The following is a 19,745-nucleotide window of genomic DNA, read 5'->3' as shown; positions in this document are numbered from 1 at the left end:
TATTTGCTATTAATAGTATGGTAAACAAATATAAAAAAACGTTTAAAATGCTCCTGAGTATCGAAACAATACGATATGTGTAGTTAATATTAATCATGATTGATGTTAATAATGGATGGCGAGTTTTAAAAAATAGGTAAATATTAATGAATATTTTATATGATGATGTTGCTGATGCAGTTAAATGGATATCCAGTTTTGGTGGTTTAGAACAAGGTGGCTCAACACGATTACTTTATACTACTGAGTGGCTGGCTGCCCAAAATGCGCTTAAAGAAAAACTTACGCAAATCGGCATGGATACCTATTTTGATGATGTAGGAAACTTATATGGCCGATTTGAAGGTAGCAAATATAAAGAACAGGTGATTATGTCTGGTTCCCATGTTGATACGGTCGTAAATGGCGGAAAACTTGACGGACAATTAGGCATTATTGCAGCTATGCTTGCCATGAAATATTTAAAAGAAAACTATGGCCAACCATTACGCAGTTTAGAACTTATCTCAATGGCCGAAGAAGAAGGTAGCCGTTTTCCTTATGTCTTTTGGGGAAGTAAAAACGTCTTTGCCATAGCGAACAATGACGATGTAGCCACAATTCAAGATAATAATGGAATCAAGTTTGTTGATGCTATGAGCAGCTGTGGTTTTAAATTTAACAGCCAAAAAGCACGAACTGATATCAAAGCCTTTTTAGAACTTCATATCGAACAAGGTGGTGTGCTTGAAAGAGAACAAAAAAGCATTGGTGTTGTTACCAGCATCGTAGGCCAACGCCGTTATAATGTTCGCCTAGTTGGTGAAGCCAATCATGCAGGCACCACACCAATGAGTTACCGTAAAGATGCTATCTATACCTTTAGCCGAATTTGCCACGAATCTATCAATAAAGCGATCAAGATAGGCGATCCATTAGTATTAACCTTTGGTCATGTTGATCCTAAACCCAATGTAGTTAATGTGGTGCCTGGTGAAGTGATGTTTACGATAGACTGTCGTCATACTGATCAAGCTGAACTTAAAAAATTCACTGAAGAATTGGAAGCCGATATGCTCGGTATCGCTAAACAACTCGGTCTTGAGATCGAAATAAATCGTTGGATGGATGAATTGCCAATCCCAATGGATGATCAATTAATCAAAATGTTGAAAGATATCTGTCAACAAGAAAACCTTAGCTATCGTGTTATGCACAGCGGTGCTGGTCACGACTCACAGATTTTTGCACCACGAGTACCTACCGCCATGTTATTTGTTCCAAGTATCAAAGGTATAAGCCACAATCCAGCAGAAGATACTAAAACTGAAGACTTAGTAGAAGGCATAAAAGCATTAACCTATGCGCTTTACCAATTGGCTTATCAGGAATAATAAGGAAGTAAAATGACAACAATAGAAACAAAAGGTGGCATTCAGTACTGGCATAAAATCGTTGCTTTATTATTCCTTGGTTGGTTAGTAATGTGGATATATCGCCCTGTTTTAGCGGCGCTTTTTCCGGAAATTCAACAAACTGTAGGTCCACAATCAAATACTGAACTAGGTTTAATTGCTAGTTGTTACTTTTTTTCTTATACCCTGATGCAAATCCCAGCAGGGATCTTAGTCGATAAATATGGTAAAAAAGCCGTGGTTATACCAGGCTTTATTTTGTTCACTATTGCAGCGGCAATAATTGGTAATGCTCATTCGATGATGATGATTTATATCGGCAGCTTACTTGCTGGTTTAGGTTGTGGTTCTTATTATGGTTCTGCATGGTCACTATCAGCAGAAAATATTCCTGCTGAACATCGTAGCTTTGCCTCGGCAATTATCAATACTGGTGCAGCATTAGGTATGGGGATTTGTTTACTATCCACCAGCTTTTTAGTTAAATCATTAGATATGCCATGGCAATATATGCTCTTCATTATTGCAGCATTAACTCTCGCTTTAATAGCTGGATTTGCCATAATCATTAAAGAGCCATCGATTAAAACAGTTATAGCACGCAACAAACAGCAAAAACATAAAACCGTAACCGAAACGACAACAAAACAGAAACACAGCTTTTTTACAAGCCCAATGGTTGCTTGTTATATCATGTACTTTGCCACTTGTTATGGCTATTACATGGTAGTAAGTTGGTTACCCAACTTTCTTGAAACTGAACGGGGTTTTTCCGGCGGTAGTGTTGGTTCAGCATCCTCATTGGTTGCCTTTGCTGCTATTCCTGGTGCATTAGTTATCAGCAAAATTTCTGATAAATTTAGATCTAAACGACTGATGTTTATTATCGTATTAGAGCTGCTTTCAGCGTTAACACTGTTAATGGCAGTCCAATCAGCTACCATCACATTGTTGCTAATCGGCTTAATCTTATATGGATTGTTTGGCAAATTTGTAGTTGAACCGATTTTAATTTCTCACGTTGCTGACATTGCCCCAAAAAACAGTTATGGCACTGCATTTGGTGTATTTAACTTTTTTGGTATGAGTTCATCCGTTATTGCACCACCGTTGACAGGCTTACTAGCGGATATAACCGGTACCAAAATTACTGGTTTTTACGTTGCTATAGCAATATTAATCATTGCAACGGCGTTATTCTTTTTAATTAATTTGCGTAAACATATAACTTACTGATTGCGCAAAATGTCGACTATTTATCGATCTATAGCCCGAGTAAATGGTCGACCAATTAAAAATTAGTACACCAAGTTATGCTTTTAGGTTCACGCTCGTTGCACCTAAAAACCATAGCAGACCGAACATTATATGTTCCAAGGAGATCATTATGGGATATATCAATAATAATACCGGTTACCCAAAAGACCTATTAGCATCACGCGCAGTTATCAAACGTCAAAACTTCGCTTTAATTCCTCCAGATGGTTTAGTTAAAAATATTATTCCTGGTTTTGAAAATTGTGACATAACTATCTTAGCTACCCCTAAATTAGGCGCTTCGTTTGTTGATTATCTGGTTACCATGTATCAAGGTGGTCATAACTTACAAGGATTTGGTGATGATGGTATTGAGGTATTTGCTTATGTGATTGAAGGTGAAGTCAAGGTTAAAGCAAATGAACAATCATATGATCTCCATGCTGGCGGATATATCTATTGCCCTGCTGGCGTTAAACTTTACTTACAAAATTTAGTTTCTTCATCACGCTTATTTTTATATAAGCGTCGCTACAATCCTATTTTAGGTTACCAAACACGAGTTATTGTCAATCATGTTGAGCAATTAGAACGTGTTAATTATGAAAATATGAATAACGTATTTATTCAAGACCTACTGCCTAAAGAGCTCGGTTTTGATATGAACTTTCACATTCTCACCTTTTTACCCGGTGCCAGCCATGGCTATATTGAGACTCATGTACAAGAGCATGGCGCCTACCTACTCAACGGTGAAGGAATGTACCTACTTGATAATCAATGGATTCCAGTAAAAAAGGATGATTATATCTTTATGGGTGCTTATGCATTGCAAGCTTGTTATGCGGTAGGCCAACAACCTTTGAGTTATATCTATTCCAAAGATTGTCATCGCGATGTAAATATCTAAACAATAAACTATATTAGCTAAATATCTCAAAGGACAGCATATGGAACTGATAGTTATTGCACTAGGTGGTAATGCAATTTCAAAACGAAACGAATTACTTTCTATTGATAACCAATATCAAAATATCAACAGCACCACCAAATTTATTGCAAAATTAGCCAATAAATATCGACTGGTAATTGTCCATGGCAATGGCCCCCAAGTAGGACTACTTGCCTTACAAAATGCCAGTTATCCAAGCGTGCCAGCCTATCCTCTCGATGTCCTAGTTGCACAAACCCAAGGCATGTTAGGTTATATGATACAACGCAGCTTACAACAATATGAAAATATCAACCAAGTCGCCTGCGTATTAACCCAAGTTGAGGTCGACAATAACGATCCGTCATTTAAAGATCCAACCAAATATATTGGTCCTGTATATAAACCAGAAGAACAACAGAATCTACAAAATCAATATGGTTGGCAATTCAAGCAAGATGGTAAATATATTCGTCGAGTTGTGGCATCGCCAAAACCGAAAAAAATAATCGAGCTTGATACTATTAAAGAATTGCTAAGCCAGAATACTATCGTTATCTGTAACGGTGGTGGTGGTATACCTGTAATAAAAGATAATACTGGTTATAAAGGTGTTGAAGCTGTCATTGACAAAGATCATAGTGCCGCACAGCTCGCTATTGAATTAAAAGCTGACCATCTAATGATATTAACCGATACAGATGCAGTGTATGAAAATTGGGGTACGCCACAACAAACCGCTTTAGGTAAAGTCGATACCAAACGTATACAACCAATGGCTATTGATGATGGCGCCATGGGACCCAAAATAAAATCAGTGATTGAATTTGTTGAGCAAACAGGTAACACCGCTTATATCGGTAATTTAACCGATATTGAATCGCTATTAGCAAAAACCAAAGGTACCATTATCAGCCAATAGCACCTATAAAACTCAGCAGTAACGGATAGATAGCTTGGACAGGAGTTTAATATGAGATTAGACAGACAAACACTACATAACTTGATTGCCAAAAAGTTACATAAAGCTGGATTAACTCAAGAGCATGCCGATATCGCCGCTGATACACTGGCATTTGCCGATGCCAGAGGTATTCACTCGCACGGCGCCGTACGAGTTGAATATTACGCGGAACGGATTGCCAAAGGTGGCATGACTCCCTATCCTAATGTCACTTATAAAGAAACTGGCCCATCGTCAGCAATCTTAGATTTTGATAATGGTTGTGGATTAGTTGCTGCTAAGGTCGGTATGGACAAAGCGATAGCAATGGCGAAGAAAAATGGTGTTGCAGTAGTTGGGATTCGTCGAATGTCACACAGTGGTTCACTGTGCTATTTTACCGAGATGGCAGCCAAACAAAACTTAGTCGCCATATCCATGTGCCAATCTGATCCAATGGCAGTTCCATATGGTGGCGCTGAAGAATTTTTTGGTACCAATCCTATTGCATTTGCTGCTCCCACCAATAACGAGCGAATTGTCTCATTCGATATGGCAACCACAGTTCAAGCTTGGGGAAAAGTATTATATGCTAGATCCAAAGGTGCCCAAATTCCAGCTACATGGGCGGTTGATGAATTAGGTGAGCCTACTACTGATCCATATAAAGTAAATGCACTATTACCGATTGCCGATGCTAAAGGTTATGGATTAATGATGATGGTTGATGTACTTTCTGGCATATTACTTGGCTTACCATTTGGTAAAAATGTTTCATCCATGTATGCTGATTTATCCAAAGGGCGTGACCTTGGCCATCTGCATATTGTTATCAATCCTGAATATTTTATTGGCCTTGATATATTTAAACAATGTATGTCTACTATGCTAGACCAACTAAAACAAACTAAACCAGCCAAAGGTAATAGTGAAGTTTTCTTCCCGGGAGAACGAAGCAAAAAACGTGAAGCCGATTATCAAAAAAATGGTATAAAAATTGTTGATGATATTTATAACTATTTAATTAGCGATGATATTCACTATAATCGATATGATCATAAAAATAAATTTGCGGAATAGTATCGAGGTTAAAAACCCCCTCTCCTCAAATTTTTTTATTCGGTGAGTTTCGGACGTTTTGTTGTTTGGTAGCTAGTTCTATACGGCGATTACGTCCGAGCAAAGCGGGTTGGCGCAACCCGCTTTACCATCTCCCGCGGCGACCTCGCAAGTGGTCACGATGTGACTGCCTTCCGCCTTCGTTCGCTCTTAACGCACCGGCTGTGATTTGTTCCTGACAAAACACAGCCTTGTCAAACTTCCCTGTTTGCCATGCTAACCTCACTCAGTTGTCAGCTCGTTGCTAAGGTCGCTAAATAAAACTCACCAAACTGATTGGCAAACAATAAACTTTTATGTTTAGTGTGAGCTGATTTAATAACTAAGTGGTCCTGACACTAATTATTAGCAATAGATAAAAGATAATTAGTTTGTAAAAACATCATAAATAGTTATTAGTAAAAATATATTTTAGAAGTAATTGAGATAGTTTTTGATCTTTAGTTTAAGCCAGTTAACTAAACTTGCATATTTCTGCTTTCTAGTTTAATTTAACAACACAAATTTTTTTATATTTCGAGACTAAACATGACAATATCATTTAAAGAGCAGCAACAACGAATCAATTTTGTTAAACAATTTTTTGCCGAGCAATTAGCAAATAATCTATCATTAATTGAAGTTCAAGCACCAATATTGAGTCAAATTGGTGATGGCGTTCAAGATAATTTGTCAGGTACCGAAAAAGCCGTTCAAGTTAATATTAAAAGTATTCCTAATGCACAATTCGAAGTTGTTCATTCACTAGCTAAATGGAAACGTAAAACGTTAAGTCAGCACAATTTTCCTGTTGGTGAAGGCATTTATACAAATATGAAAGCTCTGCGCCCAGATGAAGATAAACTTTCGCCTATTCACTCTGTTTATGTTGATCAATGGGATTGGGAAAAAGTGATTCGTCCCGAAGATCGCAATTTAGCTTATTTAAAACAAACGGTTGAAAAAATTTATAGTGCAATTAAAGCGACTGAAAAAGCAGTCTCTGAAAAATATCATCTATCACGTTTTTTACCCGAAACAATTACCTTTATGGATAGTGAACAACTGTTAAAACGTTATCCAAATTTATCACCGAAAGAGCGTGAAAATGCAATTACCAAAGAGTTAGGCGCCGTATTTTTAATTGGTATTGGTGGTGAATTATCAAATAACGAAAAACATGATGTACGTGCTCCTGATTATGATGATTGGAGTAGTGATAATGAAATGGGTTCAAAAGGCTTAAATGGTGACATTTTAGTTTGGAATCCTGTTTTAAATAGTGGTTTTGAAATCTCGTCTATGGGAATCCGTGTCGATCCAGAAACCTTAAAACGACAATTAAAACTGACGAATAATGAAGATCGCCTCCAATATGCGTGGCATAAAGCATTAGCTAATGGTGATTTTTTACAAACAATTGGTGGTGGAATTGGCCAATCACGATTAACCATGTTACTTTTACAGCAACAACATATTGGCCAAGTACAAGCAAGCGTTTGGGACGATGCCACCAAACGAGATTATTCAAAACTACTTTAGTTTAAACATTGTTTAAATATAGTTCAAATTCAGCATACTTTACCCAGAGTGGTAAAGTATGCTTATTATTTAAATACTTTTATCTAATCCCATTTGCCAGAAACCAGTTTCAAGTTTAGTTGCTTGCCTGAATAATTTTGTTAAATGTTCAATATGACTAGCATCCAAATTTACTAAGCGCTGATCAATCAACGCAATTTCATTTTGCATTGTTTGTTGGAATTCCTTACTTGCATACATGTTAACCCAACTGTTATATCTATTGTTGTTAGCATCATACCAATGTTGTTTGGTTAGCCAATCAGCAATCATACCGTAACCAATTAAACAAGGCGCTAATACAATATGCAAATCTAATATATCCCCATGTAATCCGACATCCAATACATAACCCGTATATTCACTATTTGCTTTGGCTTCAGTTAATAGGTTAAGTTCGTTCTCAGTTATTTGCCACTTTTTACAATATTCAATATGTAAGTCTAGTTCAACTTCAACAATTGCTTTCAAGCTATTTAAAGATTGTTTGATTTCAACCAGATCATGACTTTTATACACTGCTAATCCCCATGCTCGGGAAAAATTGATAAGGAAAAGATAATCTTGTTTTAAGTAGTGTTGAAAGCAGGCAATATCTAATGTACCTTTACCTAATTGTTGAATAAACTCATGTTGAATATAGTTATCCCAATCACTTTGGCATGATTCAATAAGTGAATAAAATGACGACATGACGACTCCTTTTTATAAAAATTAGTAATTAAGGAGTACAACAGACTTGCAGAAAAGCGTGTTTTATACTCCCTTCGTCGGTACTAACCGAATCAGGTTCAACGGGTATAATCTCAGCCTAAGGCACCCCGGATAAATACAGATGAATAATAGCTCAGAAAATAACTAACAATTTTTGTAAAAATAATAGTTTATTAACCGTTACTATTTATTCAAATGTTCTTCATTAACTAACCGATAGATCTTCTATAACTGTAGCTAATAATCAGTGATTATTCTGTCTTCGAGTCAATTTGCTGATTATCTTCTAAAGATGGCGCAACTATTTCTTGTTGAGAAGATTTCTCTAATTCAGCTTTTTCGGCTTGCTGATTAGAATTTGAAGGTTCTTGTTGTTTTGCTTCAGTTGTTACTGAATTATCTTGTGAACGAATATATACAATCTTTTGTTGACCTCGGTCACACGATCCGACAATTTTACCAGCAACGCCTTGCTCAGCTTGTTCTGATGGAACTAAATTTAATTGAAAACTGTTTTCATCAACACCATTGTTTTTGATTTTCTCAGCGATACTGGCACTAATTTCTTCACAATTAGAAGCAGCAGCAACCATTGGAAGACCTAACAATAAAACCATGACTAACTTTTTCATACCCTTTCCTATAAATTATAAATAATAAGTTTGTTGCATTGTAAAACGATTGATAAAACTGTCCATATTGTTATAAGCAATATGATAAATAAATTTTATCAATTTATTAATGAAGTTAGCGCAAGATTCTAACCGATTAATCTTGCTTATGCTGGCTTTCAAGTACTTTCAATTTATCTAAAACCCAACAGCGAATATCGGCTAGTTCAGTTTCAGACAATCGATTAACAAAATCTCTTTTTTCATGAAGTTGTTTACGATCTTCATCAGTCAAAACAACCCCTTTTAAATTTAATAATACTTCTTTACGGTACATAGAATAAATAAAATCTTTTATCAAATCGTCAGAAAGATTAATGTTAGTCATTTTGATTTCCTTATTTTATATCTTTAACGCTCATACGATTAAGTCGACATCTAAATTAATAACATCACCACTTAATATAAAAGAGTATTAAAAAATAAACTCTGTTTAATAAACAGCCGGATCTCCAATATAATCGAATCGCAAATAGATGACAATGATTGAATCAAATAACACAAACTAAAACTTTTTCATTTATTCAAAACTAACTTGTGAATTATTCACTTAATTATTTGATAAGTATTTAACAAACCTGTTGATAACTCTATAACAAATTGATATTTATGAATTTAACCTCAAGGTTAAAATTTAATCTGCAATATAAAAACCTATTTTTGAAAATAAATACTCTATATTTGTCAACAGAAATCATCTAACAATTTGATAAAATTTTGATAAAAAAATACAGCATAAGGTTTAAATTATGCTGTATTGAAATAATACAAAGAAGTATAACAATATATTTACAATGCCGTAAAAAACGCAATCAAACCAAACAAAACACCAGGGGAATTAGCTATAGCAATCGGCCAATCTTTTTTAGGTTGTAATAATCCATAACAAACCCATAATGAACAGTTAATTGCTGCTGCTAATGGTTGAGTTGGATTGGTTTTAAAACCATGAAGATTGTCGATAATTTGTGGGATATATGACACATACATGCCTAATGATGCAATCGTTGCAACGACGCCTAAATAATGGAAAGCTTTAGGGGAAAGATTCAAGATCAACCTGCCTGCTTAAATGTGAATGGAGAAATTAATCTATCATAGATAATCAGCGAGTTAAACCTTGTCCTACCTAGCTTTTAGACAATTTTATGTAAATAAAATGATAAAAAATAACTGGCAAAATTAGTAATATTTTGAAAATAAAAAATAAAAAAATTTACTTTGGTTTGCCAAATTGCTTTGCTGAATTTTTTTGCTTTTATATTATCGTTAAGCTTAAGAAGCAATGTACAAAAACTGATTACGACATTAGCAGTATTAACAACTGAGTAAGGTTAGCATGACAAACATGGATGTTTGACAAGGCTGTGTTTTGTCAGGAACAAATAACAGTTCAGCAGGAAATTTGCGCCTAAAACAGGGAGATGACGATAAATAGTCACTTATCTAGAGGTATTTAGGTCTAAATATAAACCCAAATGCCTCAAAAAAGCGCGGTTAGGAATTTAGTCTAAGTAAAGCTTTACCGTACAAAGGCCACAATAAAAATCAAAGTGTTTTATACATATGGTAATTTATTAGGACCTGATTTTTTCTATATATTTTGTTAGCTCGCTTTATTATAAAACCCCATTTTTGGAAAATTGGCATGGCCACTTTTGATGCATCTACACTTAATTGTGAAAAATTTTTCTGGTGGGCCAAATCGAGCACATGGTTATAGAGTTTTCTAGCTACGCCTCGTTTTTGAAAGTCAGGATGCACGTAAAAACAGTCTATGTAACCATCATCTTTAAGTTCAATAAATCCCGCAAGGCGTGAGCCAAAGATAGCTATCCAAGGCTGAGTGTTATCTAAACGTTTTAGCCACATCTGATAATCTGGTGGTGTTGGGCACCATGCTTCTTGCTCTGCTTTGCTATAAATATCGGTATCAATAGCATGAATAGTCGAATGAAACAAATCGCATATTTCAATGGCATAGAGTGAAGAGTATGCTTTTATTTCAATTTTAGATGTAGAATTATCCAATGTGTTTCCTATTTTCATTATGATTTACTTCAACAACTTCATTATCGCCAACATTGACAAGACTGGCTGTAGTTGGTAAAGAGGGTTTGCGCAAACCCTCTTTGCTCGGACGTAATCGCCATACAGAACTAGTCATAATATAATAAAACGTCCGCAACTAAAACAACTAAGGTGGTTAATTAGTTATAAAAGACGAGTTTGTTTGGTCTCTTTGCCAAGCAATAATATTGCTAAAATAGCAACCAGAATTGATAAACTAAATAGCGCAAATATCATGCTTACACCAACTTGGTTAGCCATTAAGAATCCAACCATTAATGGACCTAATATGCCACCAATTCGACCAATAGATGCAGCCATACCAGCACCGGTAGCACGAATATTGGTGCTATATTGTTCTGGTGTATAAGCATACATTGCTCCCCATGCTCCTAAATTGAAAAATGATAATAATGCTCCACTGATAAGCAATTGGTTAATTGAGTCAGCAATATCAAATAAATAAGCACTGATTAAAGTACCCAATAAATATGCTATTAATACCCATTTACGCCCTACTCGTTCAATCAACCACGCAACTGTGAAATAGCCGGGTAATTGGGCTAAGGTCATCATGAGAATATAACCAAAGCTTTTTACCATATCAAAGCCTTTAAGCATCATTACGCTTGGTAACCATAAGAACATGCCATAGTATGAAAATACTACACAAAACCATACTATCCATAACATTATCGTTTGACGTCGGAATGAGTTTGATAATAGTGATTGTATTTTTTTGATAACTGGCTCTGTTTGAGCATGGCTATTTTGATGTTGATACGATTGTGAGTCTGGTAAATTAAAGCGTAAGTAAAGCGCGTAAAAAGCCGGTATTGCACATAATATCATTGCGCCACGCCAACCAACTGCAGGCAGAGGAATTAGAAAATAAGCAATTAGCGCAGCTAAAATCCAACCTACAGCCCAAAAGCTTTCACCACAATGCGCCCACGTACTTCAGGCTCAACACTTTCACTAACTAGCGTCGATGCAACAGGTAATTCACCACCTAGCCCCATACCAATGAAGAATCGTAAAACTAATAAACTACCTAATCCCCAAGCAAAAGCACTTAAGCCACTGGCAATACTAAACATTAATAAAGTGAATAGAAAAGCTGATTTGCGACCTTTTTTATCAGCATAAATACCAAATAAAAAGGCACCAACAGCCATACCAATTGAATTAACACTACCAATCCAACCAAGTTGTGATGGTGTTAATCCCCAATCTTGCTTTAAAGCAGCTAATATAAAAGATAATAATCCAACATCCATTGCATCAAAAAGCCAGCCAGTGCCGGCAATAAGCAATAATTTATTGGTAGATAATAATGCGGTTTTAGAACTTTCCATAATCAATAATTTAACGCAGATTTTAGTATGTGTGATCAAAGCAAATTTTTTTCAAAATGTCCATAACTTAATCGGATAGAACCCACCTTATCGCCAAAGTCAGTACCTTGCGAAACAATAATATGTTTTGACAACAATTGATTTAATATTGTCAGTTCTTGTGCAGCATTATTAACTGGTAAATGAGCATATAAATGAAAACCTCCGGTTGGGACTCGGTAAATAACATCACCATTAAAATAATCATCAAGCCAATCCATTAATTGATTAGCTTTATTCTGCAATTGTTGGCGGAGCCATTTTTGATGTGTTTGATAATGGTGACTTAAATATTCCTCAGCTAATAGTTGCGGTAAAATACTTAAGCCAGAGTCAATATGATGCCGGATATTGGCTAATTTTTCGATAATTTCACTTGGTGCTATCATCCAACCAATACGTATATTACGGCCGATATATTTGGATAAAGATCCTAAATAGACCACTTGATTACTTACATCAAATTTTTTAATCGGTAAAATATTGGTCTTTTCATCAAAAGCTAATCCACTATAGGCATCATCTTCAACAATACCAATACATTGTTTTCGACAAAATGCCAGTACCTGCTTCTTGCGCTGATTACTCATCACACAACCAATTGGATTTTGAAAGATAGGATTTAGAAATAACCATTTTATTTGTCGCTCTAAGGTAACTTTTTGTAAACTCTCTAAAGTAATACCCTCTTCATCACATTCAATACCGTATAAACGCAATCCTGCAGCTTGAAATAATGGTAATGAATAAAAATATGATGGTGATTCAATACCTATCGCATCGCCAGGTTTTAATAATCCTTGGGTAATCAAAAAAAGAGATTGTTGAGTGCCTGAGGTAATAAGAATTTGTTCGGTATCAACCACCATAGCAAATTGTTTCTTCATATAATGCGCAATTTGCTGCTTAAGCGAAGGAAGCCCTAATTGCAACATGTCGCTTTTCTTTTCGTAAGCAACCATTTCATGGGAAGTAATATTGGGTAATATTAATTTTGGGATCATATTAGTGGGCAAGTCACCATTAGCTAAATCACAAATATGATCCATTTGCTGACGAACCTGTGTCACTTTTTGGTGATATACATTTTGACGATGATGATAAAAATTGGCTGGCAATCGCCAATTAATAGTCGAATAAGCTTGCAGCCCCCACTTTTGTTCATTAACAAAAGTCCCACAGCCCTGCTTTCGCACTAATATACCTCGTTCAGTCAAACTATCTAGCGCATGCACAATAGTTGAACGGTTAACTTGTAGATCTTTGGCTAAATTACGCTCAGATGGTAATCGTTCACCGGCTATTAATACTCCTTGTTCGATATAGTTCTCAATCAATTGCGTGACTTTTTTAAATAATGCGCCATTAAAAAGGCTCAATTTTTGTTTATTCCACATCTTTTATTTTTTAAGTTTTCTAGAACTTATTACCTTAAAAGCAAAATTGGATGGGTTAATTATAGTCCAATTGGCTGTTTATTGCAGTGATTTAATTTTGAATAATAGTCCTGACATTAGACAAATAACATTAATTAATCAGGAGTAGCAATGAAACAACATACCGGTACACAAACTGTAAAACGTGGAATGGCACAAATGCAAAAAGGCGGCGTGATAATGGATGTCGTCAATGCCGAACAAGCAAAAATCGCTGAACAAGCGGGTGCCGTAGCTGTTATGGCTTTAGAGCGTGTTCCTTCCGATATTCGTGCTGCTGGTGGCGTCGCAAGAATGGCCGATCCGACCATTGTTGAAGAAGTAATGAAAGCAGTAACAATTCCTGTTATGGCTAAAGCAAGAATTGGCCATATTGTTGAAGCACGTATTTTAGAATCAATGGGTGTGGATTATATTGATGAAAGCGAAGTGTTGACTCCTGCCGATGAACAATATCACTTATTGAAAGATGAATTCACTGTGCCTTTTGTCTGTGGCTCTCGAGATTTGGGAGAAGCATTACGCCGAATTGGTGAAGGTGCATCTATGTTACGAACCAAAGGTGAGCCAGGAACAGGCAACATTGTTGAAGCAGTTAGACACATGCGTCGTGTCAATGAACAAATTCGTTTAGTCGTTGGCAAATCTAAGGATGAACTTATGACATTTGCTAAAGAAATTGGCGCACCATATGAATTAGTATTACAAATTAAACAACTTGGTAAATTACCTGTCGTTAACTTTGCTGCCGGTGGTGTGGCCACGCCAGCTGATGCTGCATTAATGATGCAACTTGGTGCTGATGGTGTATTTGTCGGTTCAGGTATTTTTAAATCACAAAATCCAGAAAAATTTGCCAAAGCGATTGTTCAAGCAACAACTTATTTTGATGATTATCCAAGATTAGCTGAATTATCCAAAGGATTGGGTGAAGCAATGAAAGGGATCGAAATCAGTAAATTAACTGAATCAGAAAGAATGCAAGATCGAGGCTGGTAATGACAACAATTGCCAACGTAAAAGCTAATAAAATCATTGGGGTGCTTAATTTACAAGGTGCCGTAACCGAACATTTAAACATGCTTGCTAGCATTGATTTTGTGAGTCCTATTGCAGTTAAAAAAAACGAACAATTGCGTCAACTTGATGGCTTAATTATTCCGGGAGGAGAATCAACAGCAATAAGTCGTTTAATTAGACAAAATGATTTATTTGAACCAATCCAAGCGTTTGCTAAACAAGGTAAAGGTATTTTTGGAACCTGTGCTGGATTAGTACTTTGTGGCACTGAAACGAGTCATAATGAGGTTGAACAACTAGGATTAATAGATATTCTTGTTGAAAGAAATGGCTTTGGGCGACAAATAAATAGCTTCGAAACACTGTTAGATATTGCACCTATCGGTCAGCAAATTCCAGCGGTATTTATTCGTGCCCCCTATATTGCCAAAGCAGGTAAACAAGTAAAACAACTCACTTCTGTTGATAATCATTGTGTAATGGCGGAACAAGATAATATTTTGGTATGTTCATTCCACCCAGAACTAACTACTGATAACCGCATAATGCGCTATTTTGTTGAAAAATGTTAATGCTTAAAATATAGTCCATTTTTAAACTATAAAAATGGCAAATTTTAGTAATATTTGATTATTGGCACTAATTATTAGTGCCATTTTTTTGTTTTAAAAACCTCGTTCCTCAAATTTTTTATTCGGTGAATTTCGGACGTTTTACTGTTTTGTGGCTAGTTTTATACGGTGATTACGTCCGAGTAAAGAGGGTTTGCGCGAACCCTCTTTACCAACTCTCGCGGCGACCACGCAAGTGGTCACGATGTGACTGCCTTCCACCTTCGTTCGCTGTTAACGCACCGGCTGTGATTTGTTCCTGACAAACAACAGCCTTGTCAAACATCCCTGTTTGCCATGCTAACCTCACTCAGTTGTCAGCACATTGCTCATGTCGCTAAATGAAGCACTCCAATCTGATTTGCTAGAAATAAACTTTTATATTTAGAGCTAACTGATCTTAGTTTTAAAGCCAATTTCAGTGAAATTGAGGCTAGATTTAGGCTTTTAAAAACCCTCTCCTCAACTTTTTTGTTTATTTAGTTTCGGACGTTTTGTTGTTTGGTGATTAGTTCTATACGGCGATTACGTTCGAGCAAAGAGGGTTTGCGCGAACCCTCTTTACCAACTCTCGCGGCGACCACGCAAGTGGTCACGATGTGACTGCCTTCCACCTTCGTTCGCTGTTAACGCACCGGCTGTGATTTGTTCCTGACAAACAACAGCCTTGTCAAACATCCCTGTTTGCCATGCTAACCTCACTCAGTTGTCAGCACATTGCTAATGTCGCTTAGATGAAGTATTCCAGTCTGATTTGCTAGAAATAAACTTTTATGTTCAGAGCTAGCTGATTTTAGTTTTATAACCAATGTCAGTGAAATTGTGGCTAGATTTAGGCTTTAAAAACCCCGTTCCTCAAATTTTTGTGCTTTTGTTGAATTATGCTGATCATTTAGCTATCTATAGCTTATTTTAAATTTGCATGTAAAATGCGGTAATAATACGACTATAAATAATACAAGGAAATTAATCATGATGACAGGTAACTGCTTATGTGGTGAAATTGTCTATCAACTAAATAGTGATATCAAAGCGATTGTTTTTTGTCACTGTTCACGTTGTCGCAAACAAACCGGTTCAGCCTTTAATTCTGCCACACTCATTAACAAGGAAGATTTAACTTTTATCAAAGGGGAAGAAAATATAAAAGTTTTTTCTAACTTAGGTGTCAACCGTCATTTTTGTGGTAATTGTGGTTCACATCTATTTTCTAGTCGTGATAATGATAATAGTACTTACCGATTACGTATTGGATTGATTAATGAGCCAATTAATGCTGAAAAGCGTATACACATTTATATGGGTTCAAAAGCCAATTGGGATACTATTTGTGATGGTGATACTGAATATGAGGAAAATATCCCATCCAAGTTGTGATAACTCATTTTTGATTTAAGTTATTAGTGGGTTTTAGTTTGTGATTAGATAATGATTATGCTAAAACCTAACATACCATTTATCAAATTAATGATTTTTCAGATCTTCGTCTCGTTGCCAATAGCTTTTGTGCGCAAAACCAATTAGATTATTGGTCATCTTAATTTCTTGCAATCGTAGTGACCAAATCGGTGCTTTCATAACTCTTGCAAAAGGAAAGGCGGAATAATAAAGCTTATAAGCATTGCTAGCTTCATTATCAATGAGTTGTTCAGCTATAGCGCTAAATTGAATACCTTGAATTTTAATTATCGATTTTGGATTAATACTTATAGTACCTGCAACATTTGGATTCTGTAACATTGCTTGTGCATGCTTAGTTTTCAATTCCGATAAGAAATATAAACACCAGCCCTCGTTGTCAAATACATAGAAGACATTACATGCCCATGGCTGGCTATTAGCTAATATCACACATAAATTTAGTACATGTTGTTGCTGGATAAATTGCGCTATTTTAGACTCGGTTGTCTTCATGATATTACGGTTTATTCAGACTTTTGATTAAGATGCATATCTTCACCCCAGCGAGGTAAACAAGGTACATCAATATCAAACAGATCGAGCGCTCTAGCAACACTATGGGTAATAATATCATCCACACTGTCAATATGTTGATATAGGGCAGGAACTGGTGGAAAAATAATCCCTCCCATTAAAGTCACTGCCTCCATATTTTTGATATGACCTAAATGTAATGGCGCTTCTCGCGTCATTAAAACTAATCGACGACGCTCTTTCAATACCACATCTGCTGCTCGAGTAAGTAAATTATCTGACAAACTATTCGCTATAGCTGCAAGTGTTCGCATTGAACATGGTGCAACTAACATTCCCATTGTTTTAAATGAGCCACTCGCTATCGCTGCACCAATATTATCGATCGCATATACAACATCAGCTAACGCTTGCAATTGAGTTAATTGTGATTTCGAATGCTCATAATGACCGGTAATTTTTGCCGCTTTTGAGATCACTAGATGTGTCTGAATATCCATTGGTTTTAATAGTTCTAAAGCTTTGATACCATAAGCAAAGCCTGTAGCACCACTTATTCCAATTACTATCCTTTTCGCAGCCATATTTATTCCTGTTATTTAATTGAATCCGAAAATTTGTTGATTAGTGTAGCTTAGAATAACATATTATAGATAATAATATTTTGAATCGACGGGATGATTAAAACTTTCTTTGAACAAGAAAAGATACCGCCAACAAAATTGTTAGCGGTATTTGTGAATGACTTATTCTTTTGCCATAGGCTCTTCAACTACTTTGGTCTGTTTGTTTCCTTGAATAGCCTTTATTTTAGCATCATAGTTTGCCACTTCTTCTTTATTTGACAATAGGCTATAAGTTAAAATAAATTCTGTACTTTTGCCCGCACCCAATTGAGGCACACGTTTTTGCTCACGCTCAATTGTAACTGGATAAGCAAAGCTTGTTCCTGGTTCAATACCAGTCACATAACCTTGTTTAAGCGTATCAGTATTTTTCCATAATGTCAGTACAGGTAATTGTTGAGTATTAAAAGCAATTCCAACCCCTTTATCACTTGCATTATTCGTCAACATAACTTGAGTCTGATTATTTGCATCTGAATAAGGGAAAATGTTATAAACCATTTCATCAAAGCCTTTGGTTGGCCCTTGATAAGTTTGCCAATTTTTCAAACCAGTTGCTGCATATTCATTGAAAGGTGAAATTTCTTTAACTGGTGCAACAAATTTAGCCCCTTGTTCTAAAATTGGCGTACCGAAATTGCTGTGATAAATAATTTGATAATCACGATCATAATCACTTAAATTAGTCAGGATATCATGTACGGTAAATTCTTTGCTGCCAGGAACATGTCGGATAGCAACCCAAGTTTCAAAATTGCTCTTCTTAAAAGTATTTTCTTTGATTAATCCCCTTATAGTAATCGTAAAAGGAGCTTGATCTTCAACCTCAACAAATAATTTTGACACAGGAGTATTTTGTGCACGACCATGAAGTGTATACATCATACCATCAGCTTGAACAGCATGCCCTGTCCATTCGAAACCACAACGAACCATCATTTCGTTAAAGCCATCTAGCCAACCTGCACCACCACGACTTTCTAAATTCATATATTTAGGATTAACAATCTCTTTAACCGGAGAGTCCCAACCTAAGCGAATCCCATTACCTTCAACGTTTACGATACCTAAACCACGAGTTGGGCTTAAATTAATTGTTAAGCCTTCACTCTTAATCGTTAATAGTTCAGATCCCTCTTGCTTCCCACCTTTGAGAATTACATTTTCAATAGTAAAAGAAGGTGCATCTGGACTAATATTTTTGTTTGATATTTGCCAATCACCTTTTTGAATTACTCTATCTCCATCGGTAATTACATAATCTTTTGCACTGGCGGAAGATGAAACTAAACCTAGTAAAATAGCTAATGATGTATTTTTAATTTTCATGAGATTAATTCCTTATAATAATTTAATATTTTTGCACATCAAAATATGAGCATTATTTTCTGATGCTAGAATATTTATCCAAATGCACAAGTAAATTTAATGATTTGGTCTTACCTGTCCAGCTTTCCAGTGTTTTCGACAAACTGAATGATACTCGCTATCACCAAGATGTATCGAATTTCCAAATTTCACTATTTGTCCATTTTCTCCCTCTAAAAGGATCATGGTGGCTTTTTTACCACACCAGCAAACCGTTTTAAGTTCTCTATAATTATCAGCAATTTCTAATAGAGTTTTCGAACCTTCAAATAAATGCCCCATGTAATCTGTTTTTAAACCAAAAAACATCATAGGAACACTGTATTCATCACAAACATCAGATAATTTCCAGATGGTGTTAGATGATAAGAACTGACTTTCATCAATTAAAATACAAGCGTAATTATTTTGTTTGATGTGCTCAATTATGCCATCCACTGTACTATCGTCAAGTTGTAATGCTTTTTTACGTAAGCCAAGCCGAGATACAATTTCAACAGCGGAATCTCGAGTATCAACCGAAGATTTAAGCAATAATGTTTGCATATTATTACTTAAGTAGTTATGGTCGATTTGCAGTAATTCGGTAGATTTTCCAGCGTTCATTACGCCATAAATATAATAAATTTTCGACAAAATTAGCGTCTCAAAAAGTTAAATATTTATTTCCTATGTTAGGAAATAAAAGGTAAG

General features: G+C 35.8%; 21 protein-coding genes, 1 pseudogene and 1 riboswitch. Of the genes and pseudogenes, 9 read left to right on the top strand and 13 right to left on the bottom strand.

What is annotated here, in order from left to right:
- The first annotated feature begins 146 nt into the window (after nt 1-146).
- The 5 genes from allC to allD all read left to right on the top strand — a co-directional run bounded on the left by allC (nt 147) and on the right by allD (nt 5,605).
- Nucleotides 147-1,373, top strand: coding sequence for an allantoate deiminase (gene allC / locus RAM17_RS06160; protein ID WP_110448076.1), 1,227 nt, complete (start codon nt 147-149; stop codon nt 1,371-1,373).
- A gap of 12 nt (nt 1,374-1,385) precedes the next feature.
- Nucleotides 1,386-2,630 (top strand): MFS transporter, encoded by a 1,245-nt coding sequence (locus RAM17_RS06155; RefSeq protein ID WP_110448077.1) that lies wholly within the window; start codon nt 1,386-1,388, stop codon nt 2,628-2,630.
- 151 nt (nt 2,631-2,781) lie between these two features.
- Nucleotides 2,782-3,561 (top strand): (S)-ureidoglycine aminohydrolase, encoded by a 780-nt coding sequence (gene allE, locus RAM17_RS06150; RefSeq protein WP_110448078.1) that lies wholly within the window; start codon nt 2,782-2,784, stop codon nt 3,559-3,561.
- Nucleotides 3,562-3,601: 40 nt separating this feature from the next.
- Entirely contained in the window at nt 3,602-4,504 is a 903-nt protein-coding gene (locus RAM17_RS06145; protein WP_110448079.1) for a carbamate kinase, read from the top strand.
- Nucleotides 4,505-4,555: 51 nt separating this feature from the next.
- Nucleotides 4,556-5,605, top strand: coding sequence for an ureidoglycolate dehydrogenase (gene allD / locus RAM17_RS06140; protein WP_110448080.1), 1,050 nt, complete (start codon nt 4,556-4,558; stop codon nt 5,603-5,605).
- A 124-nt stretch (nt 5,606-5,729) separates the two neighbouring features.
- Here the strand turns inward: allD and RAM17_RS06135 are convergent, their stop codons facing one another.
- Nucleotides 5,730-5,870, bottom strand: coding sequence for a hypothetical protein (locus tag RAM17_RS06135; RefSeq protein WP_181414677.1), 141 nt, complete (start codon nt 5,868-5,870; stop codon nt 5,730-5,732).
- Nucleotides 5,871-6,172: 302 nt separating this feature from the next.
- On the opposite strand from RAM17_RS06135, the gene asnA reads away from it, so the two are divergent.
- On the top strand, nt 6,173-7,165 hold the full coding sequence (asnA, locus tag RAM17_RS06130) for an aspartate--ammonia ligase (RefSeq protein ID WP_110448081.1): 993 nt from the start codon (nt 6,173-6,175) through the stop codon (nt 7,163-7,165).
- A 69-nt stretch (nt 7,166-7,234) separates the two neighbouring features.
- On the opposite strand, the gene tenA is transcribed toward asnA, so the two are convergent.
- The 8 genes and pseudogenes from tenA to RAM17_RS06090 all read right to left on the bottom strand — a co-directional run bounded on the left by tenA (nt 7,235) and on the right by RAM17_RS06090 (nt 13,453).
- On the bottom strand, nt 7,235-7,897 hold the full coding sequence (gene tenA / locus RAM17_RS06125; protein WP_110448082.1) for a thiaminase II: 663 nt from the start codon (nt 7,895-7,897) through the stop codon (nt 7,235-7,237).
- A gap of 51 nt (nt 7,898-7,948) precedes the next feature.
- Nucleotides 7,949-8,038: riboswitch (TPP riboswitch) on the bottom strand.
- Nucleotides 8,039-8,169: 131 nt separating this feature from the next.
- On the bottom strand, nt 8,170-8,550 hold the full coding sequence (locus tag RAM17_RS06120) for a DUF1161 domain-containing protein (protein ID WP_110448083.1): 381 nt from the start codon (nt 8,548-8,550) through the stop codon (nt 8,170-8,172).
- Nucleotides 8,551-8,686: 136 nt separating this feature from the next.
- Complete coding sequence (locus RAM17_RS06115) at nt 8,687-8,917, bottom strand: hypothetical protein (protein ID WP_110448084.1); 231 nt, start codon at nt 8,915-8,917, stop codon at nt 8,687-8,689.
- A gap of 461 nt (nt 8,918-9,378) precedes the next feature.
- Complete coding sequence (locus RAM17_RS06110) at nt 9,379-9,579, bottom strand: SemiSWEET family transporter (RefSeq protein WP_065579012.1); 201 nt, start codon at nt 9,577-9,579, stop codon at nt 9,379-9,381.
- Between the two features lie 558 nt (nt 9,580-10,137).
- On the bottom strand, nt 10,138-10,620 hold the full coding sequence (locus RAM17_RS06105) for a GNAT family N-acetyltransferase (RefSeq protein WP_198199656.1): 483 nt from the start codon (nt 10,618-10,620) through the stop codon (nt 10,138-10,140).
- Nucleotides 10,613-10,756, bottom strand: coding sequence for a hypothetical protein (locus tag RAM17_RS06100; RefSeq protein WP_181414678.1), 144 nt, complete (start codon nt 10,754-10,756; stop codon nt 10,613-10,615). Before RAM17_RS06100 ends, RAM17_RS06105 begins: the two co-directional genes overlap by 8 nt.
- A 47-nt stretch (nt 10,757-10,803) precedes the next feature.
- Nucleotides 10,804-12,017 (bottom strand): annotated as a pseudogene (locus RAM17_RS06095) (MFS transporter).
- A gap of 35 nt (nt 12,018-12,052) precedes the next feature.
- The gene (locus RAM17_RS06090; protein WP_110448086.1) at nt 12,053-13,453 is read right to left on the bottom strand and encodes an aminotransferase-like domain-containing protein; all 1,401 of its coding nucleotides are present in this window, start codon (nt 13,451-13,453) and stop codon (nt 12,053-12,055) included.
- A gap of 150 nt (nt 13,454-13,603) precedes the next feature.
- On the opposite strand from RAM17_RS06090, the gene pdxS reads away from it, so the two are divergent.
- The 3 genes from pdxS to RAM17_RS06075 all read left to right on the top strand — a co-directional run bounded on the left by pdxS (nt 13,604) and on the right by RAM17_RS06075 (nt 16,500).
- Nucleotides 13,604-14,491 carry a pyridoxal 5'-phosphate synthase lyase subunit PdxS gene (gene pdxS / locus RAM17_RS06085; RefSeq protein ID WP_110448087.1) on the top strand — a complete coding sequence of 296 codons (888 nt, stop codon included), beginning with the start codon at nt 13,604-13,606 and terminating at the stop codon, nt 14,489-14,491.
- Nucleotides 14,491-15,084 (top strand): pyridoxal 5'-phosphate synthase glutaminase subunit PdxT, encoded by a 594-nt coding sequence (gene pdxT / locus RAM17_RS06080; protein ID WP_110448088.1) that lies wholly within the window; start codon nt 14,491-14,493, stop codon nt 15,082-15,084. The genes pdxS and pdxT overlap by 1 nt, the downstream gene beginning before the upstream one ends.
- Before the next feature lie 1,011 nt (nt 15,085-16,095).
- A complete protein-coding gene (locus tag RAM17_RS06075) occupies nt 16,096-16,500 on the top strand; it encodes a GFA family protein (protein WP_110448089.1) in 405 nt (134 codons plus the stop codon).
- An 87-nt stretch (nt 16,501-16,587) separates the two neighbouring features.
- Here RAM17_RS06075 and RAM17_RS06070 read toward each other — a convergent pair whose 3' ends face one another.
- The 4 genes from RAM17_RS06070 to RAM17_RS06055 form a co-directional block, all read right to left on the bottom strand.
- Nucleotides 16,588-17,037 (bottom strand): pyridoxamine 5'-phosphate oxidase family protein, encoded by a 450-nt coding sequence (locus RAM17_RS06070; RefSeq protein ID WP_110448090.1) that lies wholly within the window; start codon nt 17,035-17,037, stop codon nt 16,588-16,590.
- An 11-nt stretch (nt 17,038-17,048) separates the two neighbouring features.
- On the bottom strand, nt 17,049-17,642 hold the full coding sequence (locus RAM17_RS06065; RefSeq protein WP_110448091.1) for a UbiX family flavin prenyltransferase: 594 nt from the start codon (nt 17,640-17,642) through the stop codon (nt 17,049-17,051).
- 162 nt (nt 17,643-17,804) lie between these two features.
- Nucleotides 17,805-19,013: an aldose 1-epimerase family protein gene (locus RAM17_RS06060; RefSeq protein WP_110448092.1), complete on the bottom strand. Its 1,209-nt coding sequence runs from the start codon at nt 19,011-19,013 to the stop codon at nt 17,805-17,807.
- A 96-nt stretch (nt 19,014-19,109) separates the two neighbouring features.
- Nucleotides 19,110-19,688 (bottom strand): thymidine kinase, encoded by a 579-nt coding sequence (locus RAM17_RS06055; RefSeq protein WP_146208330.1) that lies wholly within the window; start codon nt 19,686-19,688, stop codon nt 19,110-19,112.
- Between the last annotated feature and the right edge of the window lie 57 nt (nt 19,689-19,745).

The organism is Gilliamella apis, from assembly GCF_030758615.1.
Taxonomy (GTDB): Bacteria; Pseudomonadota; Gammaproteobacteria; order Enterobacterales; family Orbaceae; genus Gilliamella; species Gilliamella apis_A.
This window is presented reverse-complemented; position numbering and strand designations above follow the sequence as displayed.